Source organism: Pseudomonas sp. GW822-FHT03F04, from assembly GCF_058801405.1.
In genome coordinates, this window is the sequence record NZ_JBXANF010000003.1 from 24,705 (window position 1) to 40,632 (window position 15,928).

Consider the following 15,928-nt stretch of genomic DNA (forward strand, 5'->3'; position numbering starts at 1 on the left):
CGATCGTTCCCACATCGAGGCGTCGAACCGTCTGCGTGGGAACGATCGGGTAGCGGAACTGGTGCTTGACCTTGCCAGCATGGCAAGGTTGATCCTGTAGGCATCCACTACAGGGAGTACGACCGATGTCCGATTCCATCACGTTCGATCTGCCCATCAGCGGCATGACCTGCGCCAGTTGCGCCGGCCGCGTCGAACGCGCCTTGAGTAAAGTCAGCGGCGCCAGTGCCGTCAGCGTCAACCTCGCCACCGAACAGGCCCGCGTGCAGGCACCCGGCGACAGCCTGCCAGCGCTGATGGAAGCGGTTGAACGTGCCGGTTACAGCGTGCCGCAGCAAACCGTGGAATTGAACATCGACGGCATGACCTGCGCCTCCTGCGTCGGCCGTGTCGAACGCGCCCTGAACAAGGTTCCGGGGGTGAAAAGCGTCAGCGTCAACCTCGCCAATGAACGCGCCCACCTCGAACTGCTTGGCGCTGTCGATCCGCAGCTCCTGATCGCCGCCGTGAGCAAGGCCGGTTATTCGGCCAGCCTCTTCGAACTTGAACACCAGACCGACAATCGCCAGCAACGCCTGAACCATGAACGCTGGGCGCTGATCTGCGCGATAACCCTCGCCTTGCCGCTGGTGTTGCCGATGCTGCTGCAACCCTTCGGCATTCACTGGATGCTCCCGGCCTGGGCGCAATTCGCTCTCGCTACCCCAGTGCAATTCATCTTCGGTGCACGTTTTTATGTGGCCGCATGGAAAGCCGTGCGCGCCGGTGCCGGCAACATGGACTTGCTGGTGGCCCTGGGCACCAGCGCCGGTTACGGCCTGAGTCTCTATGAATGGGCGACCGCTGACGGGCGCATGCCGCATCTGTACTTCGAGGCCTCGGCGGTGGTCATCGCTCTGGTGCTGCTTGGCAAATACCTCGAAAGCCGCGCCAAACGCCAGACCGCCAGCGCCATCCGCGCACTGGAAGCCTTGCGCCCGGAACGGGCAATTCAAGTCATCGAGGGTCGCGAACAAGACGTCGCCATCAGCGCCCTGCGCCTCGGTGACCTTGTACTGGTCAAACCCGGCGAACGTTTCCCGGTGGACGGCGAAGTGCTGGAAGGCCAGAGCCATGCCGATGAAGCGCTGATCAGCGGCGAAAGCCTGCCAGTGCCCAAGCAACCGGGCGACAAGGTCACCGGCGGTGCAATCAACGGCGAAGGCCGCTTGCTGGTGAGCACCACGGCGCTCGGCGCGGAAAGCGTACTGGCGCGGATCATCCGCCTGGTGGAGGACGCTCAGGCGGCTAAGGCACCGATCCAGAAACTGGTGGATAAAGTCAGTCAGGTGTTCGTGCCGACGGTTCTGCTGCTGGCTCTCGCCACGCTGATCGGCTGGTGGTTGTATGGCGCGCCGCTGGAAACCGCGCTGATCAACGCCGTCGCGGTGCTGGTTATCGCCTGCCCCTGCGCCCTCGGTCTGGCGACACCGACCGCGATCATGGCCGGCACCGGCGTGGCGGCGCGTCACGGGATTCTGATCAAGGACGCCGAAGCGCTGGAGCGCGCCCATGAAGTCAGCAGCGTGGTGTTCGACAAGACCGGCACCCTGACCTCCGGCACCCCGCGCATCGCGCATTTCAGTGCGATCGACGGTGATGAGAACGCCCTGCTGACAGCGGCCGGCGCGCTGCAACGCGGCAGTGAACACCCCTTGGCCAAAGCAGTGCTGGATGCCTGTGCCGAACGCAATCTGACGGTGCCCGACGTCAGCGACAGTCAGTCCCTGACCGGTCGCGGCATTGCCGGCCATCTCGACGGTCGACGCCTCGCTCTGGGCAATCGTCGACTGCTGGAAGAAAGCGGTCTGGACGCCGGCACGTTGGCGGAGTCCGCCAAGGCGTGGGAAACCGAAGGTCGGACACTGTCCTGGCTGATCGAACAAAGCCCCGTTCCCCGTGTCCTCGGCCTGTTCGCCTTCGGCGACACCCTCAAGCCCGGCGCGCTGCACGCGGTGCAACAACTGGCTGCGCGACATATCCACAGCCACCTGCTGACCGGCGACAACCGCGGCAGTGCCCGTGTGGTGGCCGAAGCGCTGGGCATCGAAAACGTCCACGCCGAAGTGCTGCCGGCGGACAAAGCCGCCACCGTCGCCGAGCTGAAAAAGACCGGCGTCGTGGCCATGGTCGGCGACGGCATCAACGACGCCCCGGCACTGGCCGCTGCCGATATCGGCATCGCCATGGGCGGCGGCACCGACGTGGCCATGCACGCCGCCGGCATCACCCTGATGCGCGGCGACCCTCGGCTGGTGCCGGCAGCGCTGGAGATCAGCCGCAAGACCTACGCGAAGATCCGGCAAAACCTGTTCTGGGCCTTCGTCTACAACCTGATCGGCATTCCGCTGGCGGCGTTCGGCTTCCTCAATCCGGTGCTGGCCGGCGCGGCAATGGCGCTGTCGAGCGTCAGCGTGGTGAGCAATGCGCTACTGTTGAAAACTTGGAAACCCGAGGATCTGGAGGACAACCGATGAACATCGGCCAAGCGGCCCGCCACAGTGGCCTGAGCGCGAAGATGATCCGTTATTACGAGTCGATCGGCCTGCTCAAGGCCGCCCATCGCACTGACAGCGGCTATCGCGTCTATGGCGACGATGACCTGCACACGCTGGCGTTCATCAAGCGCTCGCGGGACCTGGGCTTTTCGCTGGAGGAAGTCGGCAAACTGCTGACCCTCTGGCAGGACCGCCAGCGCGCCAGCGCCGATGTGAAGGCCCTGGCCCGCCAGCACATCGACGAGCTGAATCAGAAGATTCGCGAACTCGGCGAACTGCGCGACACCCTGCAGGATCTGGTCGAACACTGCCAGGGCGACCATCGCCCGGACTGCCCGATCCTCAAGGAACTGGCGTCGGGCTGCTGCGCGCAACCCGCTCGCGCCTGAGCAGCAGGACTTTCATCGACAGCACCGTGGCGAGGGGAATGCCGTGGAACAGCAGCACCACGGCACCCGGCGCCCACCACGAATAGAACGGTGCGGCGATCAGCATGCCGACGCCGAACCCGGTCATCTGCAACAGCGTCAGGAAACTGAAGATTGGCAGGCGCAGGGGCTCCGGTTCCCGTTGCAGACGTGACATCAGGCCGACTTCCGAAAACCCGTCACCCAATCCGGCCGGCAGCGAAAACAGCAACAGCCCGACGACGCTGTGCTGCTGGAACATCAGGATGAAACCGCAGGACATCAGCAGCACCCCGCCAAAGTACCTGCGCTCCAGATGGATGTTTTCCGAGCCCTTCAGGCGACTGGCGATTCGCGCGCCCAGCAATTTCCCACTGGCCCACACTGCGAGCATCAGGCCCAGCGTGGTGCTCGCAGAATCCGGCGTAAGCAGTTTGGAAATGATCGGAAATCCGACGTTGTGTGCAGCGCTACCCAAAGTGTCGGCCATCGTGACAGCCAGCATCGCCGCCACCACCGGGGCGCTGCGCAGGCCTTGCAACAACGCCGACCATTCACCCTGTTTAGCGCTGGATTCGGCAACGGGTTCCGGTGCGCTGAACCGCAATGGCGCAATCAACACCGCCGCCAGCAGATAGGTCAGCGCATTCAGCGCGAACACCGTTTCAAAACCAAACCCTGCGACCAGTAGCCCGGACACCAGACTGCCACCGACCATCGCCATGGAAGAGGCGGACGTGATCCAGGCATTGGTTTTGAGCAACTGCGCAGGCTCGATCAGACGCGGCAACTGGCTGTTGAGGCCGATGGCGAACATCGAATTGCCAAAGCCCAGGCCGAACGCAATCAGCGGCAGCAACAACGCCTGCTGGCTGACCGACACGATCAGCAACAACCCGAGCACAGCGGCGCGCAGCAGATCGAAGGCAATCAACGGCAAGCGACCGCTGCATCGGCGATAAAACGCGGTGCCGATCAGGCTGGCGAAGATCCCGCCGCCCACGCGACTGGCCAGGAAAATCCCGACGCTCATGGCGCTGTTGCTCAGCAGGTAGACATAAGTGGCCAGCGCAACCATGTTGAGGAAAGCGCCGAAATCGGAAATCAGCCGCGCCGTGATGATCAGCCGGGCATTGCGGGAGGTGGTGGTCACAATCAATCCTTGAATGTGTAAAACCCGGCCGAAGCCGGGTTTTCTTTTTCAGATGCTTACTGCATCCACGGTGGCGGAGGCGGTTCGTCGGACTTGCCCTTGGGCTCGTCGTCCGCCGCACGGATGGCTTGCTTGCGCTCCTCATCCAGACGCGCCGCTTCGATCTCGCGCAGGACCCCGCCGACATCGGCCAGGTCCTCGGGATCGTCGAACTCGCCGGTCAGCACGCTGGCCGGGTGCAACGTACCCGCTTCGTACAACGCCCACATTTCCTTGGCGTACTTGGTCTTCTTCAACTCCGGGGCGAACCGGCCGAAGTACGACGCCATGTTGCCGACGTCACGCTCCAGCATGCTGAACGCGTGGTTGTTGCCCGCCGCATCCACCGCTTGCGGCAGGTCGATGATGACCGGGCCGGTCGGCGTCAGCAGCACGTTGAACTCCGAGAGGTCACCGTGCACCAGGCCGGTACACAACATCAGCACGATCTGCGAAATCAGGAACGCGTGGTATTCGCGGGCCTGATCCGGTTCCAGCACCACGTCGTTCAGACGCGGCGCGGCGTCGCCGTATTCGTCGGCCACCAGTTCCATCAGCAGCACGCCTTCGAGGAAATCGTACGGCTTGGGCACCCGCACCCCGGCGTTAGCCAGGCGGAACAACGCCGCGACTTCGGCGTTCTGCCAGGCGTCTTCGGCTTCCTTGCGCCCGAACTTGGAACCCTTGGCCATCGCCCGGGCCTGTCGGCTGTTACGAACCTTGCGGCCTTCCTGATACTCGGCCGCCTGGCGGAAACTGCGTTTGTTCGCCTCCTTGTAGACCTTTGCGCAACGTAACTGATTGCCGCAGCGCACCACATAAACAGCTGCTTCTTTGCCACTCATGAGTGGACGCAGCACTTCGTCGACCAGACCGTCCTCGATCAGGGGTTCAATGCGTTTTGGAGTCTTCATCAGCTTTTATTGTGGGTCCTTTATTACCAAACACGCGAATGTCATTCGTTATACGGCAATCCTCGCATCACGGGGAGGGGTTGCCGACCTGTGAACCTGTGGATGCACACACTGTGCCGGATCAAACGGGCCAATCCGCCGCTCTTGTATCGACCGCTGCGAATCATAGCCGAGCCTGCCGAACTTGTTGGCGCAAGGACTTGAGGGCATTTGCGACAGAATCTGACATCCAGCATCACTCCACCCGTAAGAATTTTCTCTTACAGCCTCAATTTCCCTCTCCGGCAGCCGAAGCCCTCAGAGACAGAGGAATTTGTCCGACAATCGTTCCAAAAAAGCTTCGATGTCGCACTCAGGGAATGGAGTGGAAAACACCGTTTTCGGCTGCCAATAAACCGCGAGTCATCTGCACTGCGTGGGCCTACAAGAAAATCTGGAGCGCGGATGAACATCAAACAGAAGTTGACGTGGGCGTTTGCAATCATCGCCTGCTTGCCCGTGGTGCTGGTCGCCACGCTGGTGGTACTCAACCTGCGCAGCGATGCCCGGGAAGGTTTTGTCGACGGCAGCGGACGCGAGATCCGTCAGGTCAGCAACGCCATGCAGCTTTTTTTTGACGGTATCAGCCAGAACGTCGATTACCTGGCGACGCAACCGCTGATCAAGAACACCGACGACAGCCTCAAGACTTACATGAGCGCCAACGCCGAAAGCGTCCCGCAGGGCGAGATGGACAAAAAGGTCTTTTCCTTCCTGCAGGATCTGGGCAACAGCCACCCGGCCTACGCCTACGCGATCGTCGGCACCGCTGCCGGTGGTTACGTTTCCTGGCCCGATGACCCCAAGCTGAGCAACTACGATCCGCGTCAGCGTCCCTGGTACAAGGCCGCTCAGGCCAAACCCGGCAAACCGTTGCGCACCGCCGCCTATTACTGGGCGCAGGACGATGCGACCTACGTCAGCACCGTGCGCACCATCGACAACAAACTCGGTAGCAACGGCGGCGTGGTCAGTATCGACGTCACGCTCAAGCAGCTCACCGAGATCGTCAAACAGATCAAGCTCGGCGAAACCGGTTACCTGATGCTGCTGGAAAACAGCGGCATGGTGCTGGTCGATCCGAAACAGCCCGAGCACAACTTCAAGCCCCTCGACAGCCTCGGCGACGGTTACGCGCAACTGGCCAAGGCCGGCAAAGGGCTGGTGGAAGTCGAACTCAACGGCGAGCGCTACATGGCCAACGTCTGGCCGTCGGAGCAACTGGGCTGGACCTTCATCGGCCTGATCAAACAGAACGACGTGATGAGCTCGGCCACTCAGTTGACCTGGCTGATCGCAATTATCGCGGCAGTGTTGGCGGTGCTGTTCGCCGTGGTCGGCGCCAGTTTCGCCAGCCTGATCGTGCGGCCGATCCGCAGCGTGGCCAGCGGTCTGGAAGGCATCGCCCAGGGCGAAGGTGATCTGACCAAGAACCTCGATATCCGTGGCAACGATGAAACCGCGCAACTGGCCAACTGGTTCAACCAGTTCCTGACCGCGATCCGCAGCCTGATCCAGCACATCGGTGGCGCGGCCGGGAAAATCCTCGCCACCTCGCAGAGTTCGACCCGGGTTTCCGGCGACATGGCCGAAGCCGCCGGACGCCAGCGTGAAGCCGTGGACATGGTCTCGACTGCGTTCCACGAAATGGTCGCCACCGCCAACGAAGTCGCCCGCTCGTGCAGTCAGGCAGCAGAGTCGGCCGACAGCGGCCAGCGCCAGGCTCGCGAAGGTCAGCAGCAGATCGACGCAGCAGTGCACAGCGTCGATCAACTGAGCCAGGAACTGGAGCAATCGGCGCAGTCGATGCAGCAACTGGAACGCGACAGTAACGACATTCAGTCGATCCTCGGCACCATCCGCTCCATCGCCGAACAGACCAACCTGCTGGCGCTCAACGCCGCCATCGAGGCTGCGCGGGCCGGTGAGCAAGGCCGTGGTTTTGCGGTGGTGGCCGATGAGGTTCGCGCACTGGCCAAACGCACGGCGGATTCGACGGCGGAAATCGACGGTCTGCTGGGCAACCTTGCCAAGCGCACCAGCGCCGTGACCCAACAAATGCGCGCCAGCCTCGATGTGTCGCAGCAATCGGTGACGCGAATCGGCGAGGCCCGGGCGAGTTTTGGTCAGATCCGTGAATCGGTGGATGTGATTCGTGACATGAATACCCAGATCGCCACAGCCGCCGAAGAGCAGCATCAGGTGGCCGAGGACATCAATCGGCATATCAGCCAGATTCACGGTGATGCGCAGTTGGTGGCGGATCTGGCCAATTCGGCGCGGCTGGATTCGCAGAGTCTGGCGGGGTTGTCGAATGAGCTGGATGGGTTGGTGCGCAGGTTCCGTACCTGAGTGATCTATGAAAGCCCCTCTCCTTTCAGGAGAGGGGCGTCTTGTTCTTTCAGCGCTCGATGATCGCCGTCACCCCCTGCCCCCCCGCCGCACAAATCGAAATCAACCCCCGCCCCCGCCCCGCCGCATCCAGCAGCTTCGCCAGATTGGCCACGATCCGCCCGCCCGTCGCAGCAAACGGATGCCCCGCCGCCAGCGAACTGCCCTTGACGTTCAAACGGCTGCGATCAATCGACCCCAACGGCGCATCAAGCCCCAGCCGGGATTTGCAGTACTCCGGATCCTCCCAGGCCTTCAGTGTGCATAACACTTGCGCGGCAAATGCTTCGTGGATTTCGTAGTAGTCGAAATCCTGCAAGGTCAAACCATTGCGCGCCAGCAAGCGCGGCACCGCATACACCGGGGCCATCAACAGTCCTTCGGCGCCGTTGACGAAGTCCACCGCCGCCGCTTCGCCGTCGCGCAGATACGCGAGGATCGGCAAGCCACGTTCCTTGGCCCATTCTTCGCTGCCCAGCAACACCACCGACGCGCCATCGGTCAGTGGCGTGGAGTTGCCGGCGGTCAGCGTGCCCTTGGCGCTTTTCTCGAAGGCCGGTTTCAGGGTCGCGAGCTTTTCCAGGGTCAGGTCCGGGCGCAGGTTGTTGTCGCGGGTCAGGCCGAGGAACGGAGTCATCAGGTCGTTGTGCCAGCCTTCGCTGTAGGACGCAGCAAGTTTGTGGTGGCTTTCGAGTGCCAGTTGATCCTGCTCTTCGCGAGGAATGTTCCAGGTCTGCGCCATCAGTTCGCAGTGTTGGCCCATCGACAGGCCGGTACGCGGTTCGCCGTTGCGCGGGAATTCGGGGATCAGGTGTTTCGGACGCAATTGCAGAAAGGTCTTGAGCTTGTCGCCGGTGGTCTTGGCGCGGTTGGCTTGCAGGAGGATCTTACGCAGGCCTTCACTGACGCTGATCGGCGCGTCCGACGTGGTGTCGACGCCGCCGGCAATGCCGCAATCGATCTGACCGAGGGCAATCTTGTTCGCCACCAGCAACGCGGCTTCCAGGCCGGTGCCGCAGGCCTGCTGGATGTCATAGGCAGGCGTTGCTGGCGACAGGCGCGAGCCGAGTACGCATTCGCGGGTCAGGTTCATATCCCGTGACAATTTCAGCACCGCTCCCGCGACCACTTCGCCCATGCGCTGGCCGTGCAGGTTGTAGCGTTCGATCAGGCCTTCAAGGGCGGCGGTGAGCATCACCTGATTGCTCGCGGTGGCATACGGCCCGTTGGAACGGGCGAATGGAATGCGGTTGCCACCGATGATCGCGACGCGGCGCAGCTGACTCATGAAAAACTCCTTGTGAAATATCCAGTCTGAAAATCGGGCACTGAAAATCCCGCCGGGCCCCAAAAACACCGGGGGCAAACTACTCTGCTGTTCTAGCGTAGGCCTTATTGCGTGGATCGAACGATTGATTGCCCTTCGCAGTCCACACTTTGAACCCCATCTTCTGGAGAGCGTTCCATGTCTGACCGCTATATCGACTTCGCCAACTCGTCCATCGGCCACCGTCTGGTCGGGGCCCTGGGCCTGCCGTCGCCGGTGCGGCTGGAACGCTGGCAGGCCGGGCGCCTGCGGCCGGTGGAGGGTGCGCTGCTGATCGGCGGCGGGCCGCTGGCCGAACGGGTCAGCGCCTTCGCCAACCGGCTGACGGATGCCATTTATCGCTACGGCGATCAGCCAGCGGCCGCCACCCAATGGATTCCCGGCCATGGCCCGAAACTCAAGGCGGTGGTGTTCGACGCCAGTGAATTGCAGCACACCGACCAGCTCAAGCAACTGCGCGAGTTCTTCCAGCCATTGATGAAGAACCTCGACAGCAGCGCGCATCTGGTGATCCTCGGCCGCGCCCCGGAAACCCTGCGCGAACCGTTCGCCGCCAGTGCTCAGCGGGCACTTGAAGGTTTCTCCCGCTCGCTGGCCAAGGAGCTGCGCAGCGGCGGCACCCTGCAATTGATCTACGTGGGCGAAGGCGCCGAGGATCAGCTCGAAGGGCCGCTGCGGTTTTTCCTCTCGCCGAAAAGTGCATTTGTCTCCGGGCAGGTGATTCGTCTGAATCCTTGTGCCACGCCGGTGACCGACTGGACGCGCCCGCTGGCCGGGCGCAAGGCGCTGGTCACCGGCGCGGCGCGGGGTATCGGCGCCTCCATCGCCGAGACGTTGGCCCGTGATGGCGCCGAGGTGATCCTGCTCGACGTGCCGCCAGCAAAAACCGATCTCGAAGCTCTGGCCGCTCGCCTCGGCGGGCGCGCCATCACCCTCGACATCTGCGCCGAGGACGCCGCCGCGCAGCTGATCGAACAGTTGCCGGACGGCCTCGACATTCTGGTGCACAACGCCGGCATCACCCGCGACAAGACCCTGGCCAACATGACGCCCGAGTTCTGGGACGCGGTGCTGGCGGTCAATCTCAATGCCCCACAAGTGCTGACCAAGGCGCTGCTCGACAGCGGCACCCTGCGCGATAACGCGCGGGTGATTCTGCTCGCCTCGATCAGTGGCATCGCCGGCAACCGCGGGCAAACCAATTACGCGGCGAGCAAGGCCGGGCTGATCGGACTGGCCCAGGCCTGGGCACCAACGCTGCTGGAGCGTGGCATCAGCATCAACGCCGTGGCGCCGGGTTTCATCGAAACCCAGATGACCGCGCACATTCCCTTTGGCCTGCGCGAAGCCGGGCGGCGCATGAGTTCGCTGGGCCAGGGTGGCCTGCCACAAGACGTCGCCGAAGCCGTGGCCTGGCTGGCGCAACCGGGCACCGGTGCCTTCACCGGACAGGCATTGCGGGTCTGTGGACAAAGTGTTCTGGGGGCTTAGGCATGAGCATCGAATGGCACACGTTGCACCGCGAACCGAGTCTGCCGGGTTTGTATGTCCGGGCCGCGACCCGGCGCAAAATCACCGGCACCCGTTTGCCCGACAGCGGTCTGCGCTGCGGGGTCGACATCGACGGTAAACGTCTGGCGGTTTATCGCAAGGTCTGCGGTTTTGCCGATGACGGTCTGCTGCCGCCAACTTATCCACATGTCCTGGCGTTTGCGTTGCAGATGCAGTTGCTCACGGCCAAAGACTTTCCATTCCCGCTGTTGGGGCTGATTCACCTGAGCAATTGCATCCGCATTCTGCGGCCGATGGGTGGAATCAGCCACGTGCAGGTCAGCGTTCGGGTGCATAACCTGCAACCGCATCCCAAAGGCGCAACGTTCGATCTGCTGACCAACCTCGACGATCAGCTCGGCCCATTATGGGAAGCCGAAAGCCAGATGCTCTGTCGAGGCGTGAAGCTTGAAGGCGAGGCGCTCGAACAGGCGTGGGAGCCCATGCTGCCACTGATGCAGGTGGCGCAATGGAAAGCCCCGGCGGACATCGGCCGGCAGTACGCCAAGGTCTCCGGCGACTACAACCCGATCCACCTGAGCGCCGCCAGTGCCAGGCTGTTCGGTTTCCCCACCGCCATTGCCCATGGTCTGTGGAACAAGGCCCGCACCCTGGCCGCGCTGGCGGATCACCTGCCCAGGGCCAACCTGGAAATCGCCGTGCATTTTCGTAAACCGGTGCGCCTGCCGAGCGAGGTATCGCTGTTCGCCAGCGCGGCGGGTTCCAGCGGTGAGTTGCGTCTTATCGGTGCCGGGGACCTGGAGCACATGGTCGGCCACTGGCAACCGATTGCCTGAATCAATAGGCCGCGCCGATCGTTACCGCGCCCCTCGCGGAGTTCGATCACAACAGAGAAACATGATCAATTGTGTGTATATAACTTAAGTTTCTGCCGCCGTTATCCAGCCCCCGGCCAAACATCAAGCCTTGATTCTCAAGGCTTTTTTTTGCGCGTTTATATCCTCGGCATTAGTCGTTAAGCAGCAAATCACACGCTTATATAAAGGCGTTAATACCAACTTGAGAATGGTGTGGATCCAACCTTGCGACTGATATGAGCACAACGGACGAAGGCATTGCCGGCAACAGAACCGGCTAGCCGTCGAAGACAACGAACGTTGAGACAGGTGCAAGGAATATCCCTCATGAAAACTCAAGTTTGGTGCAAATCAGCAACAGCGCTGGCATTGATCCTCTCACTCGGCCTGGCCGGTTGCAGCAGTGGCGGTGGCGGTCACCACAGCAGTTCCGGCAGCTCTTCGCCAGACAGTTCCACCGCAGGCACTGGCGGGACATCCGGCAGCGGCGGTACAACCGGGACTGGCGGCACAACCGGAACCGACGGCACCACAGTATCCGGTGGGACTGGTGGCTCGGATCCGAGCAATCCGACAAACCCGACCAACCCGACGAATCCGACCAATCCAACCGACCCGACCAACCCCACTAACCCGACTACGCCTCAGCCGCTGGTCACCTCAACCCTGGTGCAGGATGTCGGCGGCACCGTTGCCGGCGTCGGCAATGGCGTCGGTCAGGTCGGCGACTCACTCAGTGGCGTGCCGGTGGTGGGTGGTGTGGTGCAAAGCGCGGCCAGAACCGCCGGCAATGTGGTATCCACACTGGGCGACGGCATCAGTAACGGGATTGGCAAACTGGCAACCACCGATAACGGCCTGGGCGTCACCGCGTCGGCCGTCGGTGGCGTGGTGCAGGATGTCGGCAACGGCGTGTCTGACCTGAGCGGCAAACTGGCGACCGCCACCGGCAGCGTGCCTGTGGTCGGCGGCGTGGTCACCAAAGTGGCGCCGCTGCTCAACGGGGTTGGCGAAAAAGTCACCATGCTCGGCGACACCCTTAGCACCGCCACTACCACTGGCCCACTCGGCTCGGCGACCAAAGAGGTCGGCAGCAAACTGGTGCCGGTGATCGCCATGGTCGAAAGCACCACGGACAAACTCGGCGGCACCACCGGCGTGGGTGATTCACTGAACGGCTTGCTGCAGAAAGTCGGCAGCACGGTTGACGGTGTGGGCGACAAAGTCACCGGTGCAGGCAACGGCAATGCCCTGACCAACACCGTCGGCGGCGCCCTGAGCAATGTCGGTTCGGCGGTCGGCAAGACCGGCGGGCTGGCGGATAACGGCACCGGTTCCGGAACAGGCGTCGGCGGTGGCCTTGGCAACAATGGTCTGCTGCAAACCGTTGGTGGCGCGGTCGTGAATGTCGGCGCCGGGCTCGGTGCCGGCAACGGCTCACTCGGTTCACCGGGCAATGTCCTGGCATCGGCGGGCAATACTGTGGCCTCGCTCAATACAGCAATCGGTGGTTCGGGTTCACCGATCACCACGCCCACCACTCCCCTGGCAACACTGGGCAACAACGTAGGCACCGGCCTTGCACCGGTCACCGCCGCCGTCACCAACCTGACTCAGAATGTCGGCGGTGCTACCGGTCTCGGCGCCCCGATTGCCGGCCTCACCGGTCAGGCAGGTGGTGCGGTCAGTAACCTTGGCGGTGCCATCGCCGGTACCAACAGCAACCCGGTCGTGACCGCTGTCGGCAACACCGTCGCCACCGTGGGCAACACCGTCACCGCCGTCGGCGGGCTGGTCAACGGCGGCACCGCCGCTGGCACCGGTGGCGGTCTGGGCGGAGTTCTCGGTGGCCTGACTGGCACCTTGGGCGGCAACAAACGCTGAATTGCACCTGGCCGATTCGACGGCCTAACCTACAGCGCCTACGCTTGGTTGAGGGCGGAAGATTCCCACGAGTCTTCCGCTTTTTTCTTAGGAAAAAACCCGCCAAGTGCTGCGGTTTGAACATGGAGTGTCCTATGCGCGTTATGGCATCCCTGCTGTTCCTCAGTCTCAGTTCCGCTGCCCTCGCCGACACCCTTCCCAGCTTTCTCAACAGCAACGAAACCATCCGCAACCTGCCGGTGCCGAATCTGCCCGCCGACGCCTACCGTCCGAGCGCCGCGCCGCTGCAAGTTCCGGAACCCGGTGCCGCGGCTGCCGAGCCGTTGATGATGGGCACGAAGATCAACCTGAAAACCGTGCAGATCGAAGGCGGCACGATTTACCCGCTCAACGAACTGGCAGAGATCTACAAACCCCTGATCGGCCACGAAACCAGCCTCGCCGATCTGATTGAAGCGACACGCAACATCACCCGTCGCTACCAGAACGACGGCTACCTGCTGTCCTACGCCTTCCTGCCGCAGCAGACTTTCGACGACGGTGCCGCGCGGGTGGTGCTGGTGGAAGGTTATGTGCGGGATGTTCAGGTCCAGGGCGATATCGGCCGGGTCAAGGGACTGATCGACAAACTGACGGCGAAGATCCAGGCTGAACGCCCGCTGACCCGCAAGACCTTCGAGCGCTACACCACGCTGATGACCCGCATCCCCGGCGTCACGATCCAGGCCCAGGTGCCGCCGCCCGGCACCACCGACGGCGCAACGACCCTGATCGCCCAGGCCAGCCGAAAACCGTTCACCAGCACCCTGAGTACCACCGAAGACAACCGCAACGGCACCCAGGCCTTGCTCGGCGTCAGCAGCAACTCACAGACCTCGATGGGCGAACAGCTGAGCCTCAGCGGCCTGTTTCCGCCGGGCGATGACCACGAGCATTACTATCGCCTGGACTACAGCCAGTTCCTCGATGACGAAGGCACGCAACTGAGCCTTTCCGCCTCACGTTACCGCGCCGACCCCGGCACCAACGTGCTGCTGAACAACGGTCTGGAACTCAAGCCGCACCGCGAAAACGACCGTTACTCCATCGGTTTCAGCATGCCGCTGATTGCCGCCTCCAATGAACTGCTGACGGCCGGATCACGCTTGTACGCGGTCAACGACAAGACCCGCTACAACGTCATCGGCTATCCACTCAGCGCCGAAGAACGCACCGACATCCGCGCCCTCGCCTTCGAAAGCGACTGGCGCAAGGCCGATGCCCGGCAACTGCGGATTCTCAGTGGCGGGGTTTATCAAGGCTTCGACAGCATGGGCGCGCACACCAACAACAGCGCCATCGACCTGCATTTCTTCCGTCTGCGACTGTCGGGGGTACAGAGCGACAAGTTCTTCGACAACTGGCAAGGCGTGCTATCAGGGGCGTTGTACTGGAGCGACGACACCCTGCCCGACAGCGAGCGCGCGGTGTTCGGCGGGCAGAATTTCGGTCGTGGCTACCCCGACGACCAGGCGTCCGGCGACAAGGGCTGGGGGGTGGCTTACGAGATCAACTACAGCTTCAACCGCGACGGCAACTGGGTGCGCATCCTGCAACCCTACGTGGTGCTCGATCGCTCGCGCAGCTGGTTCAACCAGTTGCCGGTACAGGCCAACAGTCTGTCTTCGGCCGCGGTGGGCCTGAGGTTCGGCGATGCCAAGTACTACAACATAGCGCTGGAGGCGGCCAAACCGATGTCGGATGAAGCGCTGGATACGTTCAATCGCCGGCCACGTTACAGCATCAGTTTCAGCTATCAGTTGTAAGTCGCTGTCGCAGGCCACTCCGGTGGCCTGCGAAGCACGACTACTGCTTCTCGATCTTCCCGCCCGCATCCGGGTCATAGAAATCGGGAATTTCATATTTGTATTTCTTCAGCCAGCGCTGCATCGCCAGTTCTCGCTCGGTGGCCGTGGCCGCTTGCGGGTCAGGGGACGCGGCCTTGTTGCGGCTTTGCAGCAACAGCCAGCCTTCGGTTTCCTGCTGCTGGGCCGATGCCGGGCCGGCGTCGATGGCGAAGGCAGCGAGCGGCAGGCTCAGCAGGCTCAGGCAGCACAGGGTCTTGAACGTGTTCATGGCGCCTCCTGGAGGTTCACTTGATCGTCGCCGGTTGCGGGTCAGCCACCACCGCAACCTGATTGCTCGCGGCGGGTTTGGCCGGCACCGGAGCCTTGAGTTTTTCCGCGCGCTCCTGGGCATCGGTGAACTGTTCCGGGGTCAGGTGCGCGCGGCTGACGACTTCGGCGGCTTGTTGCCAGTTGTTCTGGTAGATCAACAGGGTGACCAGATTCAGCGTCGCCAGTTGATTGTTCTGCTTCAACTCGATCGCCGTCAGAAACTCGAACCGGGCGTCCTGGAGTCGCAGCTGATTGAGGTACACCACGCCCAGATCGTTGCGGATGTTTTCGTTGGTGGGCGCCAGTCGCACCGCCCGTTGCAAGTGGGCCTGCGCCTGACCGTTGTCGCCACGGGCGGCATACAGCTGGCCCAGGCCATGTTCGGCGTCGGCGCTCAGACAAGTACCGAGCAGGCCGCGATACAACGGCTCGGCTTCACTGCGCCCCAGCAGACGATAGACCCTGGCCTTGCGCAGCCGCACCTCGACGAGGTTGTCGGGCAGGCTTTGCAGGTTGGCCAGGCTGGCGTGCAGCTTGCCGTCGTTGGCCAGGTCATCGACCAGGTTCAGCGACAGCTCCTGCTCGGAACTCAGCTTGCTGCAACTGGCCGGCGCCAGCATCGTCGTCCACGGCGCCTGACCGTCCGTTGCGCAACCGCCGAGCAGCAACAGACTTGCCACAACCATCAGTGCTTTCATCAAATGCTCTCCAT

General features: G+C 62.7%; 12 protein-coding genes and 1 pseudogene. 8 read left to right on the forward strand and 5 right to left on the reverse strand.

The window, feature by feature from the left end; translation table 11 throughout:
* Positions 1 to 125: 125 nt before the first annotated feature.
* Together AC1RMX_RS06835 and cueR are read left to right on the forward strand one after the other, a co-directional pair.
* Positions 126 to 2,516, forward strand: a complete 2,391-nt coding sequence (locus tag AC1RMX_RS06835; protein WP_493071206.1) for a heavy metal translocating P-type ATPase — start codon at positions 126 to 128, stop codon at positions 2,514 to 2,516.
* A complete protein-coding gene (cueR, locus tag AC1RMX_RS06840; RefSeq protein WP_096819703.1) occupies positions 2,513 to 2,926 on the forward strand; it encodes a Cu(I)-responsive transcriptional regulator in 414 nt (137 codons plus the stop codon). Before AC1RMX_RS06835 ends, cueR begins: the two co-directional genes overlap by 4 nt.
* Here cueR and AC1RMX_RS06845 read toward each other — a convergent pair.
* Together AC1RMX_RS06845 and AC1RMX_RS06850 are read right to left on the reverse strand one after the other, a co-directional pair.
* The gene (locus AC1RMX_RS06845) at positions 2,880 to 4,097 is read right to left on the reverse strand and encodes an MFS transporter (protein WP_493071208.1); all 1,218 of its coding nucleotides are present in this window, start codon (positions 4,095 to 4,097) and stop codon (positions 2,880 to 2,882) included. The genes cueR and AC1RMX_RS06845 overlap by 47 nt on opposite strands.
* Positions 4,098 to 4,153: 56 nt before the next feature.
* Positions 4,154 to 5,050: a PA4780 family RIO1-like protein kinase gene (locus AC1RMX_RS06850; protein ID WP_011332300.1), complete on the reverse strand. Its 897-nt coding sequence runs from the start codon at positions 5,048 to 5,050 to the stop codon at positions 4,154 to 4,156.
* A gap of 600 nt (positions 5,051 to 5,650) precedes the next feature.
* Here AC1RMX_RS06850 and AC1RMX_RS06855 point away from each other — a divergent pair.
* Together AC1RMX_RS06855 and AC1RMX_RS06860 are read left to right on the forward strand one after the other, a co-directional pair.
* Positions 5,651 to 6,583, forward strand: a pseudogene (locus AC1RMX_RS06855) (cache domain-containing protein); the annotation flags it as partial.
* A gap of 129 nt (positions 6,584 to 6,712) precedes the next feature.
* On the forward strand, positions 6,713 to 7,441 hold the full coding sequence (locus tag AC1RMX_RS06860) for a methyl-accepting chemotaxis protein (RefSeq protein ID WP_493071617.1): 729 nt from the start codon (positions 6,713 to 6,715) through the stop codon (positions 7,439 to 7,441).
* A 49-nt stretch (positions 7,442 to 7,490) separates the two neighbouring features.
* On the opposite strand, the gene AC1RMX_RS06865 is transcribed toward AC1RMX_RS06860, so the two are convergent.
* On the reverse strand, positions 7,491 to 8,768 hold the full coding sequence (locus tag AC1RMX_RS06865; RefSeq protein ID WP_096819706.1) for an acetyl-CoA C-acetyltransferase: 1,278 nt from the start codon (positions 8,766 to 8,768) through the stop codon (positions 7,491 to 7,493).
* Positions 8,769 to 8,945: 177 nt separating this feature from the next.
* Here AC1RMX_RS06865 and AC1RMX_RS06870 point away from each other — a divergent pair, with 177 nt between their 5' ends.
* From AC1RMX_RS06870 to AC1RMX_RS06885, 4 genes are all read left to right on the forward strand, one after another.
* Positions 8,946 to 10,298: a 3-oxoacyl-ACP reductase gene (locus AC1RMX_RS06870; RefSeq protein WP_096819707.1), complete on the forward strand. Its 1,353-nt coding sequence runs from the start codon at positions 8,946 to 8,948 to the stop codon at positions 10,296 to 10,298.
* Between the two features lie 2 nt (positions 10,299 to 10,300).
* Positions 10,301 to 11,155 carry a MaoC family dehydratase gene (locus AC1RMX_RS06875; protein ID WP_493071211.1) on the forward strand — a complete coding sequence of 285 codons (855 nt, stop codon included), beginning with the start codon at positions 10,301 to 10,303 and terminating at the stop codon, positions 11,153 to 11,155.
* A 348-nt stretch (positions 11,156 to 11,503) separates the two neighbouring features.
* The gene (locus tag AC1RMX_RS06880) at positions 11,504 to 13,060 is read left to right on the forward strand and encodes a collagen-like triple helix repeat-containing protein (RefSeq protein ID WP_493071213.1); all 1,557 of its coding nucleotides are present in this window, start codon (positions 11,504 to 11,506) and stop codon (positions 13,058 to 13,060) included.
* A 134-nt stretch (positions 13,061 to 13,194) separates the two neighbouring features.
* On the forward strand, positions 13,195 to 14,865 hold the full coding sequence (locus AC1RMX_RS06885) for a ShlB/FhaC/HecB family hemolysin secretion/activation protein (RefSeq protein ID WP_096819710.1): 1,671 nt from the start codon (positions 13,195 to 13,197) through the stop codon (positions 14,863 to 14,865).
* 40 nt (positions 14,866 to 14,905) lie between these two features.
* Here the strand turns inward: AC1RMX_RS06885 and AC1RMX_RS06890 are convergent, their stop codons facing one another.
* The gene (locus AC1RMX_RS06890) at positions 14,906 to 15,175 is read right to left on the reverse strand and encodes a DUF3613 domain-containing protein (RefSeq protein ID WP_192559683.1); all 270 of its coding nucleotides are present in this window, start codon (positions 15,173 to 15,175) and stop codon (positions 14,906 to 14,908) included.
* Positions 15,176 to 15,191: 16 nt separating this feature from the next.
* Complete coding sequence (locus AC1RMX_RS06895; protein WP_096819721.1) at positions 15,192 to 15,914, reverse strand: tetratricopeptide repeat protein; 723 nt, start codon at positions 15,912 to 15,914, stop codon at positions 15,192 to 15,194.
* Positions 15,915 to 15,928 lie beyond the last annotated feature (14 nt).